Source organism: Fundicoccus ignavus (assembly GCF_009659375.1).
GTDB lineage: Bacteria > Bacillota > Bacilli > Lactobacillales > Aerococcaceae > Fundicoccus > Fundicoccus ignavus.
This window is the reverse complement of record NZ_WJQT01000027.1, coordinates 1-18523: the sequence shown is the minus strand read 5'-3', so window position 1 is coordinate 18523 and position 18523 is coordinate 1. Positions and strand designations below refer to the sequence as shown.

Below are 18523 nucleotides of genomic sequence, written 5' to 3'. Positions count from 1 at the left end.
GAGGCTGTGAAAGCAACCACAGGGTTGGAAAAAATTAGCTGAGCGAATTACAAAGCATGATAAATCAACATAAAACTTACAAACCCTTATATTTTAAAAGAACTTAATTCTTAAGGCTTTGAATAGGTGCCGGGATTCTCCCACCACGATGCACAAACATATCAGGTTTAGTCGTATTCAGAGGCATCACTTTCGCCTTACCAAATAAACCACCCCAATCCAACTCTCCTTCGTCAGAAACGCCAATGGCTGGTATTAGACGAACGGCTGTTGTTTTAGAATTAATCATACCTATTGCTGCTTCATCCGCAATGATTGCGGATATTACTTCGGCAGTCGTATCTCCAGGTACTACAATCATATCCAGTCCGACTGAACAGACAGCTGTCATCGCTGTTAACATTTCAATGTTTAAATTACCTTGTTCAACAGCAGCAATCATCCCTGCATCTTCACTAACTGGAATAAAAGCACCTGATAAGCCACCAACACTAGAAGAAGCCATTACGCCACCCTTTTTAACTGCATCATTTAACATTGCTAATGTTGCGACTGTACCATAAGCACCCACTTGGTCTAAACCAATTTCTTCTAGAATGTGTGCAACTGAATCACCTACAGCTGGTGTTGGTGCTAAGGAAATGTCCACAATACCAAAGGGCACACTTAATGTTTCAGCAGCTTCCGTTCCAACCAGTTGGCCCATACGAGTTATTTTAAACGCTGTACGTTTAATCTCTTCCGCTACAACTTCTAATGGTGCATCTTTGGGTAACTTAGCTAATGCTGCCCTAACGACACCAGGTCCTGATACCCCAACATTTATCACGACATCTGGCTCACCAACTCCGTGGAAAGCCCCTGCCATAAAGGGATTGTCTTCAACCGCATTACAGAATACGACTAATTTAGTGGCACCGACACACATATTATCCTGTGTTAAAACCGCACATTCTCTAACGATATTCCCCATTAAACGAACGGCGTCCATATTAATGCCTGCTCTAGTCGAACCAATGTTAACAGAGCTACATACATGATCCGTTTGAGCGAGCGCTTCTGGAATTGATTCAATTAAAGCTAAATCCCCTGCTGACATGCCTTTATGAACTAAAGCTGAATAACCGCCAATAAAATTTACACCAACGTCTTTGGCTGCTTTATCTAATGTTTTCGCGTATTTAATTGGATCGCCACCAGAAGCTGCCACTAGCTGTGAAATAGGTGTCACAGAAATACGTTTGTTAACAATTGGAATACCATATTTACGTTCGATTTGTTCTCCTGTCGCGACTAAATCTTTAGCACAGCGTGTAATTTTCTTATAGACCTTCTCACAAGCACGATCAATATCACCGTCTGCACAATCTACCAATGAAATACCCATTGTTATCGTACGAATATCAAGGTTTTCATTCTCAATCATATTAAGTGTTTCCAGAATATCATTCATATTTATCATTTAATTGTCCACATCCTTACTTTTCTTCATTAGATACGATGCATCGAATTAAAAATATCTTCATGCATAACACGAATTTGCATATCTGGAACAGATTGCTTCATCGTTTCTTTTAGCCCATCGAAACTTGAATTAATGGCATCAATTTCAACCAACATTGTCATTGTGAAAAATCCATCCATGACGGTTTGTGAAACATCCACAATATTCGCATTGGCATTCATACAACCTGTGGCAACTTTAGCTAAGATACCCACTTTATCAATTCCATTTACTGTTATGACTGCTCTCATTCTATTCACCTCAGTTTTTTTGATATTTTAATCATAGCATACTGTAATCTACTAACCACTATCTTTTAATTATTATCTTGTTTAATTCTCATCATAGTTCGGCTTATCGTTCATTAAACCTCTAAATAATATTCTTCAAACAGAGCAGAGTGATGGGGTCCTTTTCCAACCAGATGATGTTTACCATACTCTAAAATTTGTCCATGAAAATCTTGCCATTCGATCAGTTCTAATTTTGTCGTTTTTTCAACATGATGTTTTAATTTTAGGTAGTCATTTGCTACTGGACAACCTAAACCAGTAAACAGTTTACGTGCATAATTATCCGCAATAAAACATTTTTGATTAAAGACGTATAACATCAACACATCCGCTGTTTCATTGCCAATCCCTTTAAAAGTTAATAAATGATTACGTAAACTGTCACTCGAAGGATAAGCTTTGATGACACTTTGTTTATCAAATTGAAACTCCGCTAACCATTTGAACCAAGTAGAGATTAAGTTGGACTTACTTTTATGAAAACCACTCGAATAGATTAAAGGTATCAATTCATCTGGTTCTAATTGACTAATGATTTCAGGATCAAATAGCGTCGCATCTCCGATTTTTTTAAGTGAAAGTTGCGTATTATGCCAAGTTGTATTCTGAACTAGGAATGCGCCCAACATAATTTCCCAGGGACTTTCATGTGGCCAATGTCCAACACTTCCTTGTTTATTGTTTAATAGATAATAAAGCTCTTCATGGGTTATACCAATTTTCATACTGAAACCTCCCTTAGCTTAATTTTACCAGAATTCTACATATAATATAGAAGAAATAAGCTAGAACAAAGTCTAGGTTTTTATTTTGTTGGGATACTGAGCGAAGTACAAAGCTTGATAAATGAGTATTATATTCACAATCCCTTATAAATAAAAAATCCACCAGTCATTCAACTGATGGATTAATAAGAAATTATTTAATTGTTAAAATATCATCGCCATGTTGAATGTCGCCTGTTTTAGTTAATTCAACTGCTTGATAGTTTGCTGTGTTTGTAATGACAATTGGTGTTACTGTCGGATGACCAGCTGCTTTAACTGAATCTAAGTCAACTTCTAATAATAAGTCACCAACTTTAACTTGGTCACCAGCTTTAACATGTGCAGTGAAGCCTTCACCTTTCATGTTAACGGTATCTAAACCTACGTGAATCATTACTTCCACACCGTTTTCTGCGACTAAGCCAATTGCATGTTTAGTTTCGAAAACCATCATTACTTGACCAGTAATGGGTGAAGTAACTTTACCGTCGTTTGGCTCAACACCAAAACCATTACCTAAAGCACCACTTGCGAATGCTGGGTCCGGAACTTCTGATAAGTTCATTGCAGTACCGCTCATTGGTGATTGAATTGTTGCAATAACTGCTAAGCTAGCAGTATCTGATACTGTTTCAGTTTCTGTTGTTTGTGTTTCAGCTACAGTGTTTGCAGCATTACCGTAAAACTCTTCTTTAGAAGGTAATTGAGCAGCTTTTCCTGCTTGAATAAATTCTTCTAAGTTAGACTTGATATTTGAAACACGTGGTCCATAAATTACTTGAACGCCGTTACCTTTATGCATGACACCTGCTGCTCCTGAAGCGTTTAAGATATCTTGGTCAACCAAGTCACCATTCGCAACAGTCGTTCTTAAACGAGTCGCACAGCTATCAACATCCACAATGTTAGCTGCTCCACCTAAACCGTAAATGATTGCTGCTGATAAAGCATCCGCTTCATTTTCAATTACAGTAGTTGCTGCTGTTCCATTGTTTTTCGCATTCATATCAGCACGAGTATATAATTTAATTTCTTCTGCGCTGTCATCACGACCTGGAGTCTTGTAGTTAAATTTCTTAATTAAGAACGTGAACAAGAAGTAGTAAACAACAAAATAGAAAATACCTACAATAACAATCCAAATCCAGTTTGTTTTTGCATTACCTTGTAAAATTCCGTATAAGAACATATCAATGAATCCACCAGAGAATGTCATACCAACCCCTACTTGGAAGATATGCATTAACATATATGCAGCACCTGCTAATATACAGTGAATTGCATATAATGGCATAGCAACGAATAAGAATGTGAACTCAAGAGGTTCTGTAATACCTGTTAACATTGAAGTTAACGCTGCAGATAATAATAAACCACCCGTAACTTTACGGTTTTCTGGTTTAGCTGTACGGTACATTGCTAAAGCAGCACCTGGTAAACCAAAGATCATTAATGGGAATTTACCCGACATGAAACGAGTAGCTTCCACACTAAATTTAGTTACAGTTGGGTCTGATAATTGAGCGAAGAAGATGTTTTGAGCTCCTTCAATTAATTGACCGCTAACTTCTAATGTACCACCAACAGCTGTTTGCCAGAATGGTAAGTAGAATACGTGGTGTAAACCAAATGGAATTAATAAACGTTCCATGAAGCCGTATAACCAAGTACCAGCATAACCTGAACCTTGAACTAATTCACCAACTGCGTAGATACCAGCTTGAATTGGTGGCCAGATATAGCTCATTAAGATACCTACAACTAGGAATACAATTGCAGATACGATTGGTACAAAACGAGTTCCTTCAAAGAATGATAATGCTGTTGGTAATTGAATTTTGTAATAACGGTTATGTAATGCCGCAACTCCTAAACCAACTATCATACCACCGAAAACACCCATTTGTAATGACTCGATACCTAATACACTCGCAACAGATCCATCTAAATATGCATCTGTACCACCTGCTACCGTAATCATTGATCCGATTGAAGCATGCATTACTAGGAAAGCAATCGCTGCTGCTAAAGCGGCAGTAGCTTTCTCTGATTTAGCCATCCCAATCGCACAACCGATTGCGAAAATAAGTGGTAAGTTATCAAAAACAATTCCACCCGCTGCATTCATAACTAATAAAATATTATGTAGAATAGTTCCTTCACCCATGACATTAGTTAAACCATAAGTTTCTAAAGTCGTAGGGTTAGTAAATGATCCTCCTATTCCTAAAAATAATCCAGCTACCGGTAAAATTGCGATCGGTAACATAAAAGAACGCCCTACTCTTTGTAAAACACCAAATATTTGGTCCTTCATTTTCTTTCCTCCTAATATTTCTGACCAGACATTGGGCTTGTAAATTAAAAGGATAAAAAAATACCCAAACCAACCTATTTTGGGTATAATTTCCCTATAGGTTGATCTGGGTATTGCCGACTTAACGTAACAAGCCCTTGCTGTTCAATTCGTAAGTTATTATATCATAGTTAAAAAAATTTGCAAGCATTTCTTAAAATTTCTTTTAAATGGATTTCTTTACCGGGCCTTGCACGATTAAATTTTGCATGTTAATATCGAAATACTGTTTAAAGAGAACCTTTACAATAAGTCAATAGATAGGAGTTTCGTTGATGTTAGCGAACAAAATATTGAATAACAATTTCATCAGTAGCACAGACAAAGACGGTCACGAAATTGTAATTATGGGCAAAGGGCTTGGCTGGCAAATGAAGCCAGGTGACCCAGTTGACCCCGAAAAAATCGAAAAAATATTCCGAATGGATACCGTAACCTCTTCTGAAAAAATGAAAAAACTATTCCTAGAAGTTGAAATGTCATCGGTTGAAATCAGTTCAAAAATTATTCAGTTTGCTCAGGAAACCACCAAAGTCGAATTTAATAAAAATATCATTTTGACGTTGACCGATCATATTGATTTTGCTATCGAACGTTATAATAAAGGCATCCCGTTAAAAAATGATTTTAAATTATGGATTCAAAAAATGTTCAATGAAGAATTCTCAGTTGGTTTATATGCCTTGGAAATTATCCAGGAGACGTTGGGAATTCAGATGCCAGAAGACGAGGCGGCTCATATCGCAATGCATATCATTAATGCACAACTGGATGGTAATATGGCTTACACTGACGAAATTACCAATTTACTCAGCATGTGTTTCCACATCATCGAATTAAAAACGGGTAAAATTATTTCTGAAAAATCATGGGCTTATGAACGTTTTATGCGCCATTTATTAGCACTCGCCCAAAGAATTATCGCCCGTACAGAAAACATCGCTGTTAACGATAGTTTAAACTTAGCCATTCAAAGTCAATTTCCTTTAGAACATGACATTTCAATCGCGATTCGCAATTATATCCAGAAAACATTTAACTTTATGATCGCTGATGATGAAGTGACTTTCTTAACCATTCATATTAATCGTTTATTACAAGATGTTTAGTTAATTAAGATAAATAGTTCGTTTGTAAAGACAATTAAATGCAATAAAATAAGCCCTTTATAATCCTTTTCAGTATAATTTACTGGTTTAGTCAAGATTATAAAGGGCTATTTTTATGCAATTAATCTTCATCCTTAATATCTTTGTCTTCCGGAATTGGTGTATTAAGATATTCTTCATAGGCTGCTAATTGACGTTCTCTTTCTTTTAGAAACAGATTAAATTGTTCTTGATATAACATTACTTCACCATCAACATCTAAATAGCGAACCTGATTTTCACGAATTAAACGATAAATTTCACTGACTGATACATCTAAATATTCTGCTGTTTGTTCAACTGTTAAATACATTTTCCACCCCGCTTAATCGAAAAACCTCGTCAACAAAGTTTGCGACGAGGTTAATGACATGAATCGTTTATTCATCATCCATTTGTAAGATTGACATGAATGCTTCTTGTGGAACTTCAACGCTTCCCACTTGTTTCATACGTTTCTTACCTTCTTTTTGTTTCTCTAGTAATTTCTTACGACGCGATACGTCCCCACCATACAACTTGGCAGTAACATCTTTACGCAAGGCTTTAATAGTTGAACGCGCAATAATCTTGTGACCAATTGCTGCTTGAACCGGCACTTCGAACATTTGGCGAGGTATCGTTTTCTTTAACTTCTCAACTAAAGCTTTACCACGGTTAAAGGCGAAGTCTTTATGAACAATCATACTAAAGGCATCGATAATATCACCGTTTAATAGAATATCTAATTTCGCTAGTTTAGATTCACGGTAACCGATCATCTCGTAGTCTAGCGATGCGTAACCTTTAGTTGTAGATTTCAACTTATCAAAGAAGTCAAAAATAATTTCTGCAGTTGGAATTTCATAAACAACATTTACACGATTAGCGTCTAAATAATCCATTGTAATGAATGTTCCACGTTTACGTTGACCTAAATCCATGACGGCCCCAACGTAATCATTCGGTACCATAATGGTTGCTTTAACATAAGGCTCTAGAATTTTCTCAATTTCAGTCGCATCTGGTAATGCTGAAGGATTATCTACGATAACTTCTTCACCATTGGTTTTAATTACTCGATAAATAACAGACGGTGCTGTCATAATTAAATCAATGTTAAATTCACGCTCTAGACGTTCTTGAATAACGTCCATATGTAACAAACCAAGGAAACCAGTACGGAAACCAAACCCTAAAGCTTGAGACGTTTCCGGTTCAAATTCTAAAGCAGCATCGTTTAATTGTAGACGCTCTAATGCCTCACGTAAGTCATTATAGTCATTTGAATCAACTGGATATAAACCAGCAAACACCATTGGATTTAATTTACGGTATCCTTCTAAAGCTTCTTCAGCTGGATTGTTCGCAGAAGTGATCGTATCCCCTACGTGCGTATCTTGAATTGTCTTAATGCTGGCAGTTAAGTAACCTACATCACCTACGGATAAAATTTCTTTTTGTAACGCTTTAGGTGAAAATACTCCAACTTCGTTTACTTCAAATTCTTTACCATTACTCATTAAGCGAATTTTATCACCTGGTTTAACGGTTCCGTTAACCACACGAATATTCAATACAACTCCGCGGAAACTATCGTAAGCTGAATCAAAAATTAAAGCTTGTAAAGGTGCTTCAATGTCACCTTGTGGTGCTGGAACTTTCTCAACGATTTGTTCCAAAATTTCAGCAATCCCGATACCCGCTTTAGCACTAGCATGCACCGCTTCACTTGCATCAATCCCAATTATATCTTCAATTTCTAATTGAACTTTTTCAGGATCTGCTGCTGGTAAATCAATTTTATTGATAACGGGTAATATTTCTAAGTCATTATCTAGAGCTAAATACACGTTAGCAAGCGTTTGAGCTTCAATACCTTGTGCAGCATCAACTACTAATAAAGCACCCTCACAAGCCGCTAAAGAACGCGAAACTTCGTAAGTAAAGTCGACGTGTCCGGGTGTATCAATCAAGTGGAAAATGTATTCTTCTCCATCATTGGCTGTATAAGTTAATTCAACCGCATTTAACTTAATGGTGATACCACGTTCACGCTCTAAGTCCATTGAATCAAGTAATTGAGCTTGCATATCACGCTCAGCGACTGTTTCAGTTTGTTGAAGAATTCTATCAGCCAAAGTTGATTTACCATGGTCAATATGAGCAATAATCGAGAAATTACGAATTTTCTCTTGTCTCTGTCTTAATTTATCTAAATTCATTTAACTCTCACTTCCTTTAAATGTGGCCTAAGATTGTCCTAAGCCTACCAATTGCACACCTATCATCATATCAAAAAAAGCCTCTAAAAGGTAGTGTAATAATAAAAAACCTGACATTTTTTGGCTTGCAATAAAATTATTAATTTTTTCAAGAATCAATTTTTTGGAGGATTTTATAATGAAGTTAGCCACTTCTAAAAGTCCATAAAAAAACGCCACGTGAAATTCATGTTAATATTGAAGTTACCACACTCTCAATAGAAAAGGATGAATTCACATGACGCAAGAACAGTTTAACACGAACTCACGAAAAGGGAAACACTTATCTTATCAAGAACGTTGTCAAATTGCGATTCTTAAGAAAGAAGGTTACTCTAACCGCGCTATTGCCAAGTCACTAGGTCGTTCACCTCAAACCATTCATAATGAAGTGAAAAGAGGTTCGGTCACACAACGGAAACATCAAAAACAAAAAGGGAAAATTTATGACTATACCTACACTATTTACGATGCTGATGCTGGAAAAGCTCATTATGACCAACAACGTCTCAATTGCGGTAGAAGACCTAAATAAGCGAAAACGAACGCCTTTGTTGAGTGGCAGACACTAAGATGTTGGAAGACAAATGGTCGCCAGATGTGGTCGTTGGCCACGCACGTGAAAATGAATTATTTGAGACTGCTATGATCCCTTGCACAACAACTTTATATCACTGGATTGATAGTGGTGTCATGAAAACACGCAACCTGGATTTATTAGAGAAACTCTCGCGAAATACTAAGAAGAACACGAAGAAAGCCCGCCGAAACCAACGCGTTTTAGGTCCTTTTATCGAAGAACGTCCTAAAGAAATTGAGACAAGAAAGAGCTTTGGACATTGGGAAATTGATACAGTTATTGGAAGTAAAGTTGCCTCGGATCCCGTATTGTTGACATTGGTTGAACGTAAAACTCGCTATGAAGTCATTCTAAAAATCAAGGATAAAACGGCTCAGGCTGTGGATGAAGCAATTGAAAGCTTGCGTCAACGTGCGGGTGAGTCGTTCTCTCAATTATTTAAGACGATCACTTCAGATAATGGGTCTGAATTTGCAGGGCTTCATACATCTTTACAAGAGGTCGTCAATGTCTATTTCACTCACCCTTATGCCTCTTGGGAGCGCGGTACAAGTGAGAATCAACATAAAATCATTCGCCGCTTTCTGCCTAAAGGTCAACCGCTTGAAGCTATATGCGATAGACAATGCCTACGTATCCAAAACTGGATGAATGATTATCCACGTAAGCAATTAGGTTACCAAACTCCATATGACTTATTCGTTCGAGAATTTCATAAAGAACGGAAAGGAGAACCAGTCGTGAAACCCGTCAGTGCTTGACAACGAGCTTCATTCGGCATGATTTTATAGCTGTAAAGCTGGCATATGCCAGCTTGTCGAAGAGACTACCATGCCTCAACTCATTATCAAGCACTGACTCGATCCAAAAAGAAAATAGAGCTAGTAAGTAATTCAAAGAAAAGTGGCTAACTTAAACTTGAAATTTACGAATTTAATTAAAAATATCTTGGACTATATTTTTAATAAGAGAGTCAATCTATTTATTTATAACGAGCCTGATTTTTCAATCAAACGTTTAAAAGAAAAAAATGTTGATATTATTGTCGCAAACTTTTCGCTACCACAGTTTGATTTTGCCCATGTAGTACATGTAGATAATGTACCCGAAAAAAATGCTATCTCACTTATCTCTCAATTAATTGATGACATAAGTATTCAGAAGTATAATCATTCTTACTATGTTGGCATAAAAAAATGCAACAAAAAAAGAGTGAAGTTTAATTGCCTTCACTCTTTTTGTGTTTTAATCAAATAAATCTTTCACTTTGTTAAAGAAACCCGGATCATTACCTTTGACATCTTCACCTGATTCTTTCGCAAATTGTCTTAAGAGATCTTTTTGTTTATCTGAAAGTTTCTTAGGTGTCACAATATTCACTGTAACGTGTTGATCACCTTGATAACCAGTACGCACGCTTGGTGCACCTTTACCTTTCAGTCTAAAAGTCGTACCTGTTTGTGTACCAGCAGGTACTTTAAGTTTCACATTACCATGCACTGTTGGTACCTTAATTTCATCACCTAATGCTGCTTGAGCAAATGAAAGTGGTAAGTCGTAGTAAATTTCGCTACCTTCTCGCGTAAATTTATCACTAGGACGCACACGGAAGACAACGTATAAATCTCCATAAGGTCCACCATTTTTACCAGCTTCACCTTGACCACTTAAACGCATTTGTTGGTCGTCTTCAATACCAGCAGGTACCGTTACTTTCAATGTATGATCAACTGTTTCACTACCTGAACCATGACAAGTTGTACATTTTTCTTTAATCTCTTTACCAGTACCATTACATACATCACAAGTTGCTTGTGTCATTACACGGCCAAACGGTGTATTACGTTCAACTTGAGTTGCTCCACTACCATGACACTTAGAGCAAGTAACTGGACTAGTCCCTTCTTTTGCTCCTGAACCATGACATGTGTGACATTCTTCTTTACGTTTATATTTAATGGTCGTTTCTTTACCAAAAATTGCTTCTTCAAAACTAATATCAATACGATATTGTAAATCAGAACCTCTTTGTGGTGCATTTGGTCGTCTTGAGCCACCAGATTGTCCGCCGAAGAAACTTTCAAAGATATCTTCAAAGCCAAATCCGCCTGCTCCACCACCGAAGCCACCAAACCCGCCACCACCGAAGCCCGCACCAAAGTTAGGGTCGTTGGCTGCATGACCATACTGATCATAAGCTGCACGTTTTTGAGCATCACTTAGCATTTCATAAGCTTCTGTAACCTCTTTAAATTTTGCATCCGCGTCAGGTTCTTTATTAATATCGGGATGGTATTTTTTTGATAGTTTGCGGTAGGCTTTCTTTATTTCTACATCTGAAGCATCTCTAGAGACACCTAAGACGTCATAATAATCTCTTTTATCTGCCATACTCTACCTCCTCGTTTTATTCCATTGAATATTCTAGCATACAGTTCATTGAATTAAAAGCCAAGGGATAATAGGTACCCTTGGCTTCAATAGCAAAGATGCTAATTGTATTTAATTAGTCTTCTTCTACTTCTTCAAATTCTGCATCTACAACATCATCAGAAGAACCTGCTTCTGCATCCTCTGCGCCTTCTGCTGCTTGTGCTTCTTGAGCTGCTTGCTCATAAAGTTTTACTGTTAAGTTTTGAACTACTTCGTTCAAAGCGTCACGTTTAACTTTCATATCTTCTAAATCATTTGCTTCAACTGCAGCTTTTAAATCATCACGAGCTGCTTCAGCTTGTTTGATTTCTTCTTCAGATACTTTATCTTTTAATTCACCTAAAGTTTTATCAGTAGTGAAGATTAATTGATCCACTTCATTACGTAAGTCTGCTTCTTCACGACGAGCTTTATCCGCTTCAGCATTTGCTTCTGCATCTTTAACCATACGGTCGATTTCTTCGTCAGTTAAACCTGAAGATGATTTGATTGTAATTGTTTGTTCTTTCTTAGTACCTAAATCTTTAGCGCTAACGTTAACGATACCGTTTTTATCAATGTCGAATGTAACTTCGATTTGAGGCACACCACGAGGTGCTGCTGGGATATCTGTTAATTGGAAGCGACCTAAAGTTTTATTGTCAGCTGCCATTTGACGTTCACCTTGTAATACATGTACATCTACTGCTGGTTGGTTGTCAGCTGCTGTAGAGAATACTTGTGATTTAGATGTTGGAATTGTCGTGTTACGGTCGATTAATTTCGTGAACACGCCACCCATTGTTTCAATACCTAATGATAATGGCGTTACGTCTAATAACACGATATCTTTAACATCACCAGAGATAACACCACCTTGGATAGCAGCACCCATTGCAACTACTTCATCAGGGTTAACTGATTTGTTAGGTTCTTTACCAGTTTCTTTACGAACAGCGTCAACTACTGCAGGGATACGAGTAGATCCACCGACTAAAATAACTTCGTTAATTTCTGATTGTGAAAGACCAGCATCTTTTAAAGCTTGACGAACTGGAACTTTAGTTCTTTCTACTAATTCATGTGTTAATTCATCGAATTTAGCACGAGTTAATGAAACTTCTAAGTGTAATGGTCCCGCATCTGAAGCTGTAATAAATGGTAAGCTAATTTGAGTGCTAGTTACACCTGATAAATCTTTTTTAGCTTTTTCTGCAGCATCTTTTAGACGTTGTAATGCCATTTTGTCGTTACTTAAGTCAACGCCGTTTTCTTTCTTGAATTCAGCAACTAAGAACTCAATGATTTTCTCATCGAAGTCATCTCCACCTAGTTTGTTGTCACCAGCTGTAGATAATACATCAAATACGCCGTCTCCTAATTCAAGGATTGAAACGTCAAATGTTCCCCCACCTAAGTCAAATACTAAGATTCTTTCCTCAGCATCTGTTTTGTCTAAACCATAAGCTAATGCAGCTGCAGTAGGTTCGTTAACAATACGTTCAACTTCTAATCCAGCAATACGGCCTGCATCTTTAGTTGCTTGACGTTGAGCATCGTTGAAGTAAGCTGGAACAGTAATAACTGCTTTATCAACTTTTTCACCTAAATAATCTTCTGCATAGCTCTTTAAGTGTTGTAGGATCATTGCTGAAATTTCTTGTGGTGTGTAGTCTTTTCCGTCCATTTTAGCTTTATAGTTACCTTCACCAATGTGACGTTTGATTGAGCTGATTGTGTTTGGGTTTGTTACTGCTTGACGCTTAGCAACTTCACCGATTTGAATTTCATCATTTTTAAATGCAACTACTGAAGGTGTTGTTCGGTTTCCTTCTGGGTTTGGAATAATTTTTGCTTCTCCACCCTCTAATACCGCAACAGCTGAGTTCGTTGTACCTAAGTCAATACCAATAATTTTAGCCATAATTAATTTCCTCTTTTCATATTATTTTTCGTGGGCTTATGCAGAAACGATAACCATCGCTGGGCGAATTACACGGTCATCTAACTGATAGCCTTTTTGCAATACATTTACTACTACATCTGTCGCCTGGCCTTCTTCAGCCGGCATTGTACTTACTGCTTGATGGAAGTTTGGATCAAACGGTTCGTTTAACGGGTCAATCATTGTAACTTTTTCGCGTTCTAAAGCAGAAAGCAATTGACCATGAACCATTTCGATACCTTTTTTCAATGTCAATGCATCGTCACTTGTAACTTCAGTTGTCAATGCACGTTCAAAGTTATCGACTACTTCTAATAAATTAGTTGCTAAGCTTTGCGAACGATATTTCGCAGCGTTCTGACGATCGCGCGCATTCGTTCTTTGCATGTTAGAGATTTCGGCTTGTAATCTTAAAGCTCTATCTTCTAAAGCAGCATTTGCTGCTTTTAGCTCAGCTAATTCATCTTTTTTAGCATCTGTTTCAGTTTGTTCAATAGTTTCATCTACAGTTTCCTCTTCTGATTCAACCACTGTTTCTTCAACTGCAGTTTCCTCTGTTACAGTAGACTCCTCGACATGTTTATTTTCTTCTGTCAATTTTCTACCTCCTCGTATTTTTATAGTCGTTTAACTAGTAATTGGTTAATTCGGTGATCATTTTCTCCATTAAACCGATAATTCGGTGATAAGGCATTGTCGTGGGGCCAATTAGTCCTAAAGTAAATTCTTGTTTTTGACGTTTAAATTTACCTGTTACTAAACTTAAGTTGGTTACCCAATCTGGTGACATATCGACACCAAAAAGTACTTCAATTCCGGCTTGCCTATTTTCTAACATTTGATACATGCTGGCCGATCCATCCACTAATGTAAACAAATCTTTCAGTTCTTCAGAATTTGTTAGTGGGTCAATAAAGTCGAATAAATTATTCTTTCCACTTGTGTGGTATTGACGTCCTTTCAAACTATGAAGAGTTTTCTCTGCTAGTGGAGAAAAATCAAATGAATATGAGACTGCACGCTGCGTTAACAAAGGAATCGTTAGTTTTAAGCGATGATAGACATCTTCAATACTTGTTCCAACTAATTCTTGATTAACAATTTCTGACGTCTTACTAATGATATCTTTGGTGACTGGATATTGAGTCACAAATAATTGTGTTTCAACCCTACCTCCATCGGTTATCATTATCGCGATTAAGTTTTTCTCGTTTAAATAAACCAGTTTAAACTCTTTCAAGTGATGAGAGTCATTACTTTGCCCTAGTACTACTGCTGTGTAGCCTGTTAAAGATACTAAAACATCAGCGGCCATTTGAGCTAATTGTAAATCATCTGCTTGACGTTCGTGAAATAATTCTGCAATCGCATTGTCGTCTTCTTCTAAGACTCTCATTTCATCTTCGTGATGGATTAAGCGATTAACGTAATAGCGATAGCCACTAAATGATGGGATTCTACCACTAGACGTATGTGCTTTATGCAACAATCCTTCGCGTTCCAATACAACCATATCATTACGTATTGTTGCTGGACTGACGTTCAACAAACTTTCTCGTAATAAGGTTTTAGAACCTACCGGCTCTTCAAACTCACTGTATAATCTAACGATTAAATACAAAATTTGACGTTGCCTTGGTGTTAACATTTAGCATTACTCACCTCACTTTTTCAATTAGCACTTTAATAACAGGAGTGCTAACATCTATTATATTACACCCTTTAGGTACGTATGTCAAGGCTTCAAATCAAAAAAAGGCACAAAAATTAGCACTCTTTTAACAAGAGTGCTAAGAATAGTATTTTGGCTGTTTAATAGGCTTTTAGCCAGCCGATTAATTCTCTAAAAACGGTGTCCGCTAAAAATAAACCGCGATTCGTTAAGCGCACTGTGTCGTCCTCGATTAATAGTAGCTCTTTCTTGCGCTGACTTTCAAAGAATGTTCCAAAGAGTGCTAAAGCCGATTCATTAAATTTCGTTTCAAATGCTTGTAAACTGAACCCTCGGTTCGTTCTGAGTGCTAAAAAAATATACTCTTCCATTTGATCTGCTTTATCCAAAGGAAGCTGATTAATTATGGGTTTAGCATTGGCCGTGGTTTGCTTTAAATAATGATGGACAGGTCCATGATTATAATAACGTTCGCCATTAATGAAGCCATGGGCTCCTGCACCAAATCCATAATATGGTAAGTACTGCCAGTATTTCAAATTGTGACGTGATTCATAACCCGCCATTGCAAAGTTACTAATTTCATATTGATTAATTTGGTGTTCACTCAAACGATTAATGGCGAGTTCAAACATATCAGCATCGACATCTTCGTTGGGAAGTGGTAATTTACCTTCTCGCATTAATTGCTGGAATAACGTTTGTTGTTCAATAATCAACGAATAAAGTGAATAATGGGGTAATTCGAGTTCTAAAGCTTTCGTTAAACTATCATCGAAATCTTCGAGCGTTTGGCCTGGCAAGCGGAAAATTAGGTCGATACTCAAAGCCTCAAAGCCTGTTGCCCTTAACCAGTCAATTGACTGGTAAACATGTCTCACGCGGTGATTGCGTCCAATACGTCTTAACAATTGGTCGTTAAAGGTTTGAACTCCCATACTAATACGGTTCACACCATAATCATAAAGTAATTGGCACTTTTCTTTTGATAATTCGCCAGGATTAATTTCAAATGTGAATTCTGTCGTGGCATCAAACTTGAATTGACGATTAATACTTTCCATTAATTGTTCTAATTCTTGCATATTCAGACAACTCGGCGTTCCACCACCAACATATATGGTATCCATTTTTTCTTGTTTATTTAATTGATACAAAGAGATCTCTGTGTCTAAACCAACCAAGTATTTATCTACAGGTTGACCATCGTAAAAATACTTATTAAACGCACAATAATGGCAAATCTTTTTACAAAACGGAATATGGATATACGCAGCATCTACAATTTCAGTATTAATTAGTGACATATTATGGCCTGCTTTCTTTCCGAAAAAATTGAATAATCCACTATAAGGCTTCGAAATATTGACGAGTATCAATTAAATCTTGATCAAGCTGCTTGATTAGATTATCTAAGCCGTCGAATTTTATTTCTCCACGTAAATATTTATGCCAGCGAATTTTAACATTTTCGCCATAGATCATACGATCAAAATCTAATATGAATACTTCGCAAGTAATGTAACGGTGATCACCAAACGTTACGTTGTAACCGATTGAAGCCATTCCTTGATACCATTGGCCTGCTACATTAAATTCTACTACATAGACACCTATACCAGGCAAGAACTCTTTAGCGGTAGTTTCAACATTCGCAGTTGGATAACCAAGTAAGGAACCACCACGCTTTTCACCATGTACGACGATACCGGAAGTTTCGTATAAGTAACCTAGTTCTTTATTTGCTGCGGTAACATCACCCGCTTCAATGTGTTCACGAATACTCGTTGATGAAATTTTATGTTCATCAATCATTAGTTTATCCACTTCAACAATCTCGAATCGCCCAGCTGCATGTTCTGGTAAAGTCTGCATATTTGCAACTTCAGACTTACCATAAGTATAATCGAAACCAGCTACCACTACTTTTGCATTCAAGTCAACTAGATAGCGGTCAACAAATTCTTGTGGTGCTTGCGAACCAAAATCCCACGTATACTCGACTAAGTAAAGAATATCAACACCAAAGTCTGCGAGTAATTCAGCTTTACGCTCATTAGTCGATAAGTAAAACATTGACTCGTCATCTAATTTTGTGTAGACAATTTTAGGATGTTGATTAAACGTCATAACCGCTAATTTATAGCCGTATTTCACCGCCTCTTCTTTCGCCTTACGAATCACAGCTTGATGGCCCAAATGAACACCATCGAAGAATCCCAATGCTAATACAATAGGTTCTTGAATAATTTCTTTTTCTTGATAAGGATGTTTAAGTTTAATAATCTCCATAATTTACTCTCTTTCCATTATTAGGATAAAAACATTTTTTGTGGTTTTATTAAGTCTGCTTGCGTTGGATGTGGTTGGTATATTGCTTTAACTTTACCTTCCAGCGTTAAAACTGTTGGTTCAGCCAGTACACTTCCGAAGTAGTTAGCCGCAAGTACTTTACCATTTTTAACATCTTCGAATTGTGATCCGGTCATCGCTAATTGCGGGAACTGCGTTAACCCACTTTCAATCGGTAACAAAATATCTTCAATTGTATGATTATCCATCTTTTCTTGTATCTCTGCTAAGCGGAGTGTTTGATCAGCAGAAACTCCTCCAGTCGCCATACGTGTTAATTGTGACATATGACTTGGATAGCCAAGTTTTGTACCTAAATCAACGGCTAACGTTCTAACATAAGTCCCTTTGCCACATTTGACTTCAAACTGCCACTTTTGTTGTTGTTTTTCAGAATCATAAACCGGCTCATTAGTTCGTTCAAAATAATCAATTCGTGCGATTCTACGAGGTCTTTCAACGGTTTCGCCTGCACGAGCGTATTCATACAAACGACGGCCATTAACTTTAACCGCTGAATAATAGGGTGGTATTTGTGTAATATCCCCTTTAAATTCAGCCATAGCTTCATCAATCACTTCATCAGAAATTGGTGCCATTACTGGCTTTTCTTCCACAATTTCACCATGTGCATCTTCTGTTTCAGTTGAATAACCTAACGTTATTTCACCTTGATAAATCTTTTCTCCATCCATTAAAAACTCAACTAGTTTAGTTGCTTGTCCTAAACAGATTAACAAGACGCCTTCGACTTCTGGATCTAAAGTACCGGTATGACCAATCTTTTTCATTTTAAGTATTCGACGTAATTTAAAAACGACATCATGACTTGTCATGCCTTTTTCTTTCCAAACTGGTAAAATTCCGTTAAACATTTCTGACACTCCTCGTATATACAGCTCTTCATTTATTCATCACACTAGATTATAACAAATTTATCCATAACAGACCATTAAACTTCAAGCGCATTTTTTATGATCAACAATACTCAAAACTTTAGAATCTAAATAAAAAACAATGCACATAAAATATATAAAAATCCTTGAACAACAGACTTGCGTCCATTATTCAAGGATATCCTTTTAAACAGATTACTCGATATCAAGTTCAATGCCTTCATCTAAAGTTTCTGAGACATACTTGCCATCTTTTTTCCGTTGCTTTACACACTCCGTTAGGAGGTATTCAATTTGTCCATTAATTGAACGGAAATCATCTTCCGCCCAAGCCGCTATCTGTTCATAGAGCTTT

General features: G+C 37.0%; 16 protein-coding genes and 1 pseudogene. 3 read left to right on the top strand and 14 right to left on the bottom strand.

Annotated features, from left to right (window positions below; all coding sequences use genetic code 11):
- Positions 1–103: 103 nt before the first annotated feature.
- The 4 genes from GF867_RS12385 to GF867_RS12370 form a co-directional block, all read right to left on the bottom strand.
- Positions 104–1459, bottom strand: coding sequence for a PFL family protein (locus GF867_RS12385; RefSeq protein ID WP_366927835.1), 1356 nt, complete (start codon positions 1457–1459; stop codon positions 104–106).
- A gap of 32 nt (positions 1460–1491) precedes the next feature.
- On the bottom strand, positions 1492–1755 hold the full coding sequence (locus tag GF867_RS12380; RefSeq protein WP_153833403.1) for an ACT domain-containing protein: 264 nt from the start codon (positions 1753–1755) through the stop codon (positions 1492–1494).
- A gap of 113 nt (positions 1756–1868) precedes the next feature.
- Entirely contained in the window at positions 1869–2522 is a 654-nt protein-coding gene (locus GF867_RS12375; RefSeq protein ID WP_153833402.1) for an endonuclease III domain-containing protein, read from the bottom strand.
- A gap of 193 nt (positions 2523–2715) precedes the next feature.
- Entirely contained in the window at positions 2716–4881 is a 2166-nt protein-coding gene (locus GF867_RS12370; protein WP_153833401.1) for a PTS sugar transporter subunit IIABC, read from the bottom strand.
- A gap of 314 nt (positions 4882–5195) precedes the next feature.
- Between GF867_RS12370 and GF867_RS12365 the strand changes: the two genes are divergently transcribed.
- The gene (locus GF867_RS12365; RefSeq protein ID WP_153833400.1) at positions 5196–6029 is read left to right on the top strand and encodes a PRD domain-containing protein; all 834 of its coding nucleotides are present in this window, start codon (positions 5196–5198) and stop codon (positions 6027–6029) included.
- Between the two features lie 121 nt (positions 6030–6150).
- On the opposite strand, the gene GF867_RS12360 is transcribed toward GF867_RS12365, so the two are convergent.
- Together GF867_RS12360 and lepA are read right to left on the bottom strand one after the other, a co-directional pair.
- Positions 6151–6381 carry a helix-turn-helix domain-containing protein gene (locus tag GF867_RS12360; RefSeq protein ID WP_153833399.1) on the bottom strand — a complete coding sequence of 77 codons (231 nt, stop codon included), beginning with the start codon at positions 6379–6381 and terminating at the stop codon, positions 6151–6153.
- A 67-nt stretch (positions 6382–6448) separates the two neighbouring features.
- The gene (lepA, locus tag GF867_RS12355; protein ID WP_153833398.1) at positions 6449–8272 is read right to left on the bottom strand and encodes a translation elongation factor 4; all 1824 of its coding nucleotides are present in this window, start codon (positions 8270–8272) and stop codon (positions 6449–6451) included.
- Positions 8273–8549: 277 nt separating this feature from the next.
- Here lepA and GF867_RS12350 point away from each other — a divergent pair.
- Positions 8550–9652, top strand: a pseudogene (locus tag GF867_RS12350) (IS30 family transposase).
- Between the two features lie 157 nt (positions 9653–9809).
- A complete protein-coding gene (locus GF867_RS12345) occupies positions 9810–10148 on the top strand; it encodes a hypothetical protein (RefSeq protein ID WP_153833397.1) in 339 nt (112 codons plus the stop codon).
- Here the strand turns inward: GF867_RS12345 and dnaJ are convergent.
- From dnaJ to GF867_RS12305, 8 genes are all read right to left on the bottom strand, one after another.
- The gene (gene dnaJ / locus GF867_RS12340; RefSeq protein WP_153833396.1) at positions 10137–11282 is read right to left on the bottom strand and encodes a molecular chaperone DnaJ; all 1146 of its coding nucleotides are present in this window, start codon (positions 11280–11282) and stop codon (positions 10137–10139) included. The genes GF867_RS12345 and dnaJ overlap by 12 nt on opposite strands.
- A 115-nt stretch (positions 11283–11397) precedes the next feature.
- Positions 11398–13227, bottom strand: a complete 1830-nt coding sequence (dnaK, locus tag GF867_RS12335; protein ID WP_153833395.1) for a molecular chaperone DnaK — start codon at positions 13225–13227, stop codon at positions 11398–11400.
- A 36-nt stretch (positions 13228–13263) separates the two neighbouring features.
- Complete coding sequence (grpE, locus tag GF867_RS12330; protein ID WP_153833394.1) at positions 13264–13845, bottom strand: nucleotide exchange factor GrpE; 582 nt, start codon at positions 13843–13845, stop codon at positions 13264–13266.
- Positions 13846–13879: 34 nt separating this feature from the next.
- Positions 13880–14896 (bottom strand): heat-inducible transcriptional repressor HrcA, encoded by a 1017-nt coding sequence (hrcA, locus tag GF867_RS12325; RefSeq protein ID WP_153833393.1) that lies wholly within the window; start codon positions 14894–14896, stop codon positions 13880–13882.
- 164 nt (positions 14897–15060) lie between these two features.
- Complete coding sequence (gene hemW / locus GF867_RS12320) at positions 15061–16227, bottom strand: radical SAM family heme chaperone HemW (RefSeq protein ID WP_153833392.1); 1167 nt, start codon at positions 16225–16227, stop codon at positions 15061–15063.
- A gap of 40 nt (positions 16228–16267) precedes the next feature.
- Positions 16268–17212 (bottom strand): riboflavin biosynthesis protein RibF, encoded by a 945-nt coding sequence (ribF, locus tag GF867_RS12315; RefSeq protein WP_153833391.1) that lies wholly within the window; start codon positions 17210–17212, stop codon positions 16268–16270.
- A 20-nt stretch (positions 17213–17232) separates the two neighbouring features.
- On the bottom strand, positions 17233–18147 hold the full coding sequence (gene truB, locus GF867_RS12310; RefSeq protein ID WP_153833390.1) for a tRNA pseudouridine(55) synthase TruB: 915 nt from the start codon (positions 18145–18147) through the stop codon (positions 17233–17235).
- A 216-nt stretch (positions 18148–18363) separates the two neighbouring features.
- The coding region (locus GF867_RS12305) for a type II toxin-antitoxin system antitoxin (protein WP_153833389.1) at positions 18364–18523 on the bottom strand (160 nt) is incomplete at its 5' end.

Bases quoted from the DNA above. Each gene is read 5' to 3' on its own strand.
- dnaK (WP_153833395.1), bottom strand. From the start codon at position 13,227: ATGGCTAAAATTATTGGTATTGACTTAGGTACAACGAACTCAGCTGTT.
- hemW (WP_153833392.1), bottom strand. From the start codon at position 16,227: ATGTCACTAATTAATACTGAAATTGTAGATGCTGCGTATATCCATATT.
- ribF (WP_153833391.1), bottom strand. From the start codon at position 17,212: ATGGAGATTATTAAACTTAAACATCCTTATCAAGAAAAAGAAATTATT.
- truB (WP_153833390.1), bottom strand. From the start codon at position 18,147: ATGTTTAACGGAATTTTACCAGTTTGGAAAGAAAAAGGCATGACAAGT.
- GF867_RS12370 (WP_153833401.1), bottom strand. From the start codon at position 4,881: ATGAAGGACCAAATATTTGGTGTTTTACAAAGAGTAGGGCGTTCTTTT.
- GF867_RS12365 (WP_153833400.1), top strand. From the start codon at position 5,196: ATGTTAGCGAACAAAATATTGAATAACAATTTCATCAGTAGCACAGAC.
- GF867_RS12360 (WP_153833399.1), bottom strand. From the start codon at position 6,381: ATGTATTTAACAGTTGAACAAACAGCAGAATATTTAGATGTATCAGTC.
- GF867_RS12380 (WP_153833403.1), bottom strand. From the start codon at position 1,755: ATGAGAGCAGTCATAACAGTAAATGGAATTGATAAAGTGGGTATCTTA.
- dnaJ (WP_153833396.1), bottom strand. From the start codon at position 11,282: ATGGCAGATAAAAGAGATTATTATGACGTCTTAGGTGTCTCTAGAGAT.
- hrcA (WP_153833393.1), bottom strand. From the start codon at position 14,896: ATGTTAACACCAAGGCAACGTCAAATTTTGTATTTAATCGTTAGATTA.
- GF867_RS12375 (WP_153833402.1), bottom strand. From the start codon at position 2,522: ATGAAAATTGGTATAACCCATGAAGAGCTTTATTATCTATTAAACAAT.
- lepA (WP_153833398.1), bottom strand. From the start codon at position 8,272: ATGAATTTAGATAAATTAAGACAGAGACAAGAGAAAATTCGTAATTTC.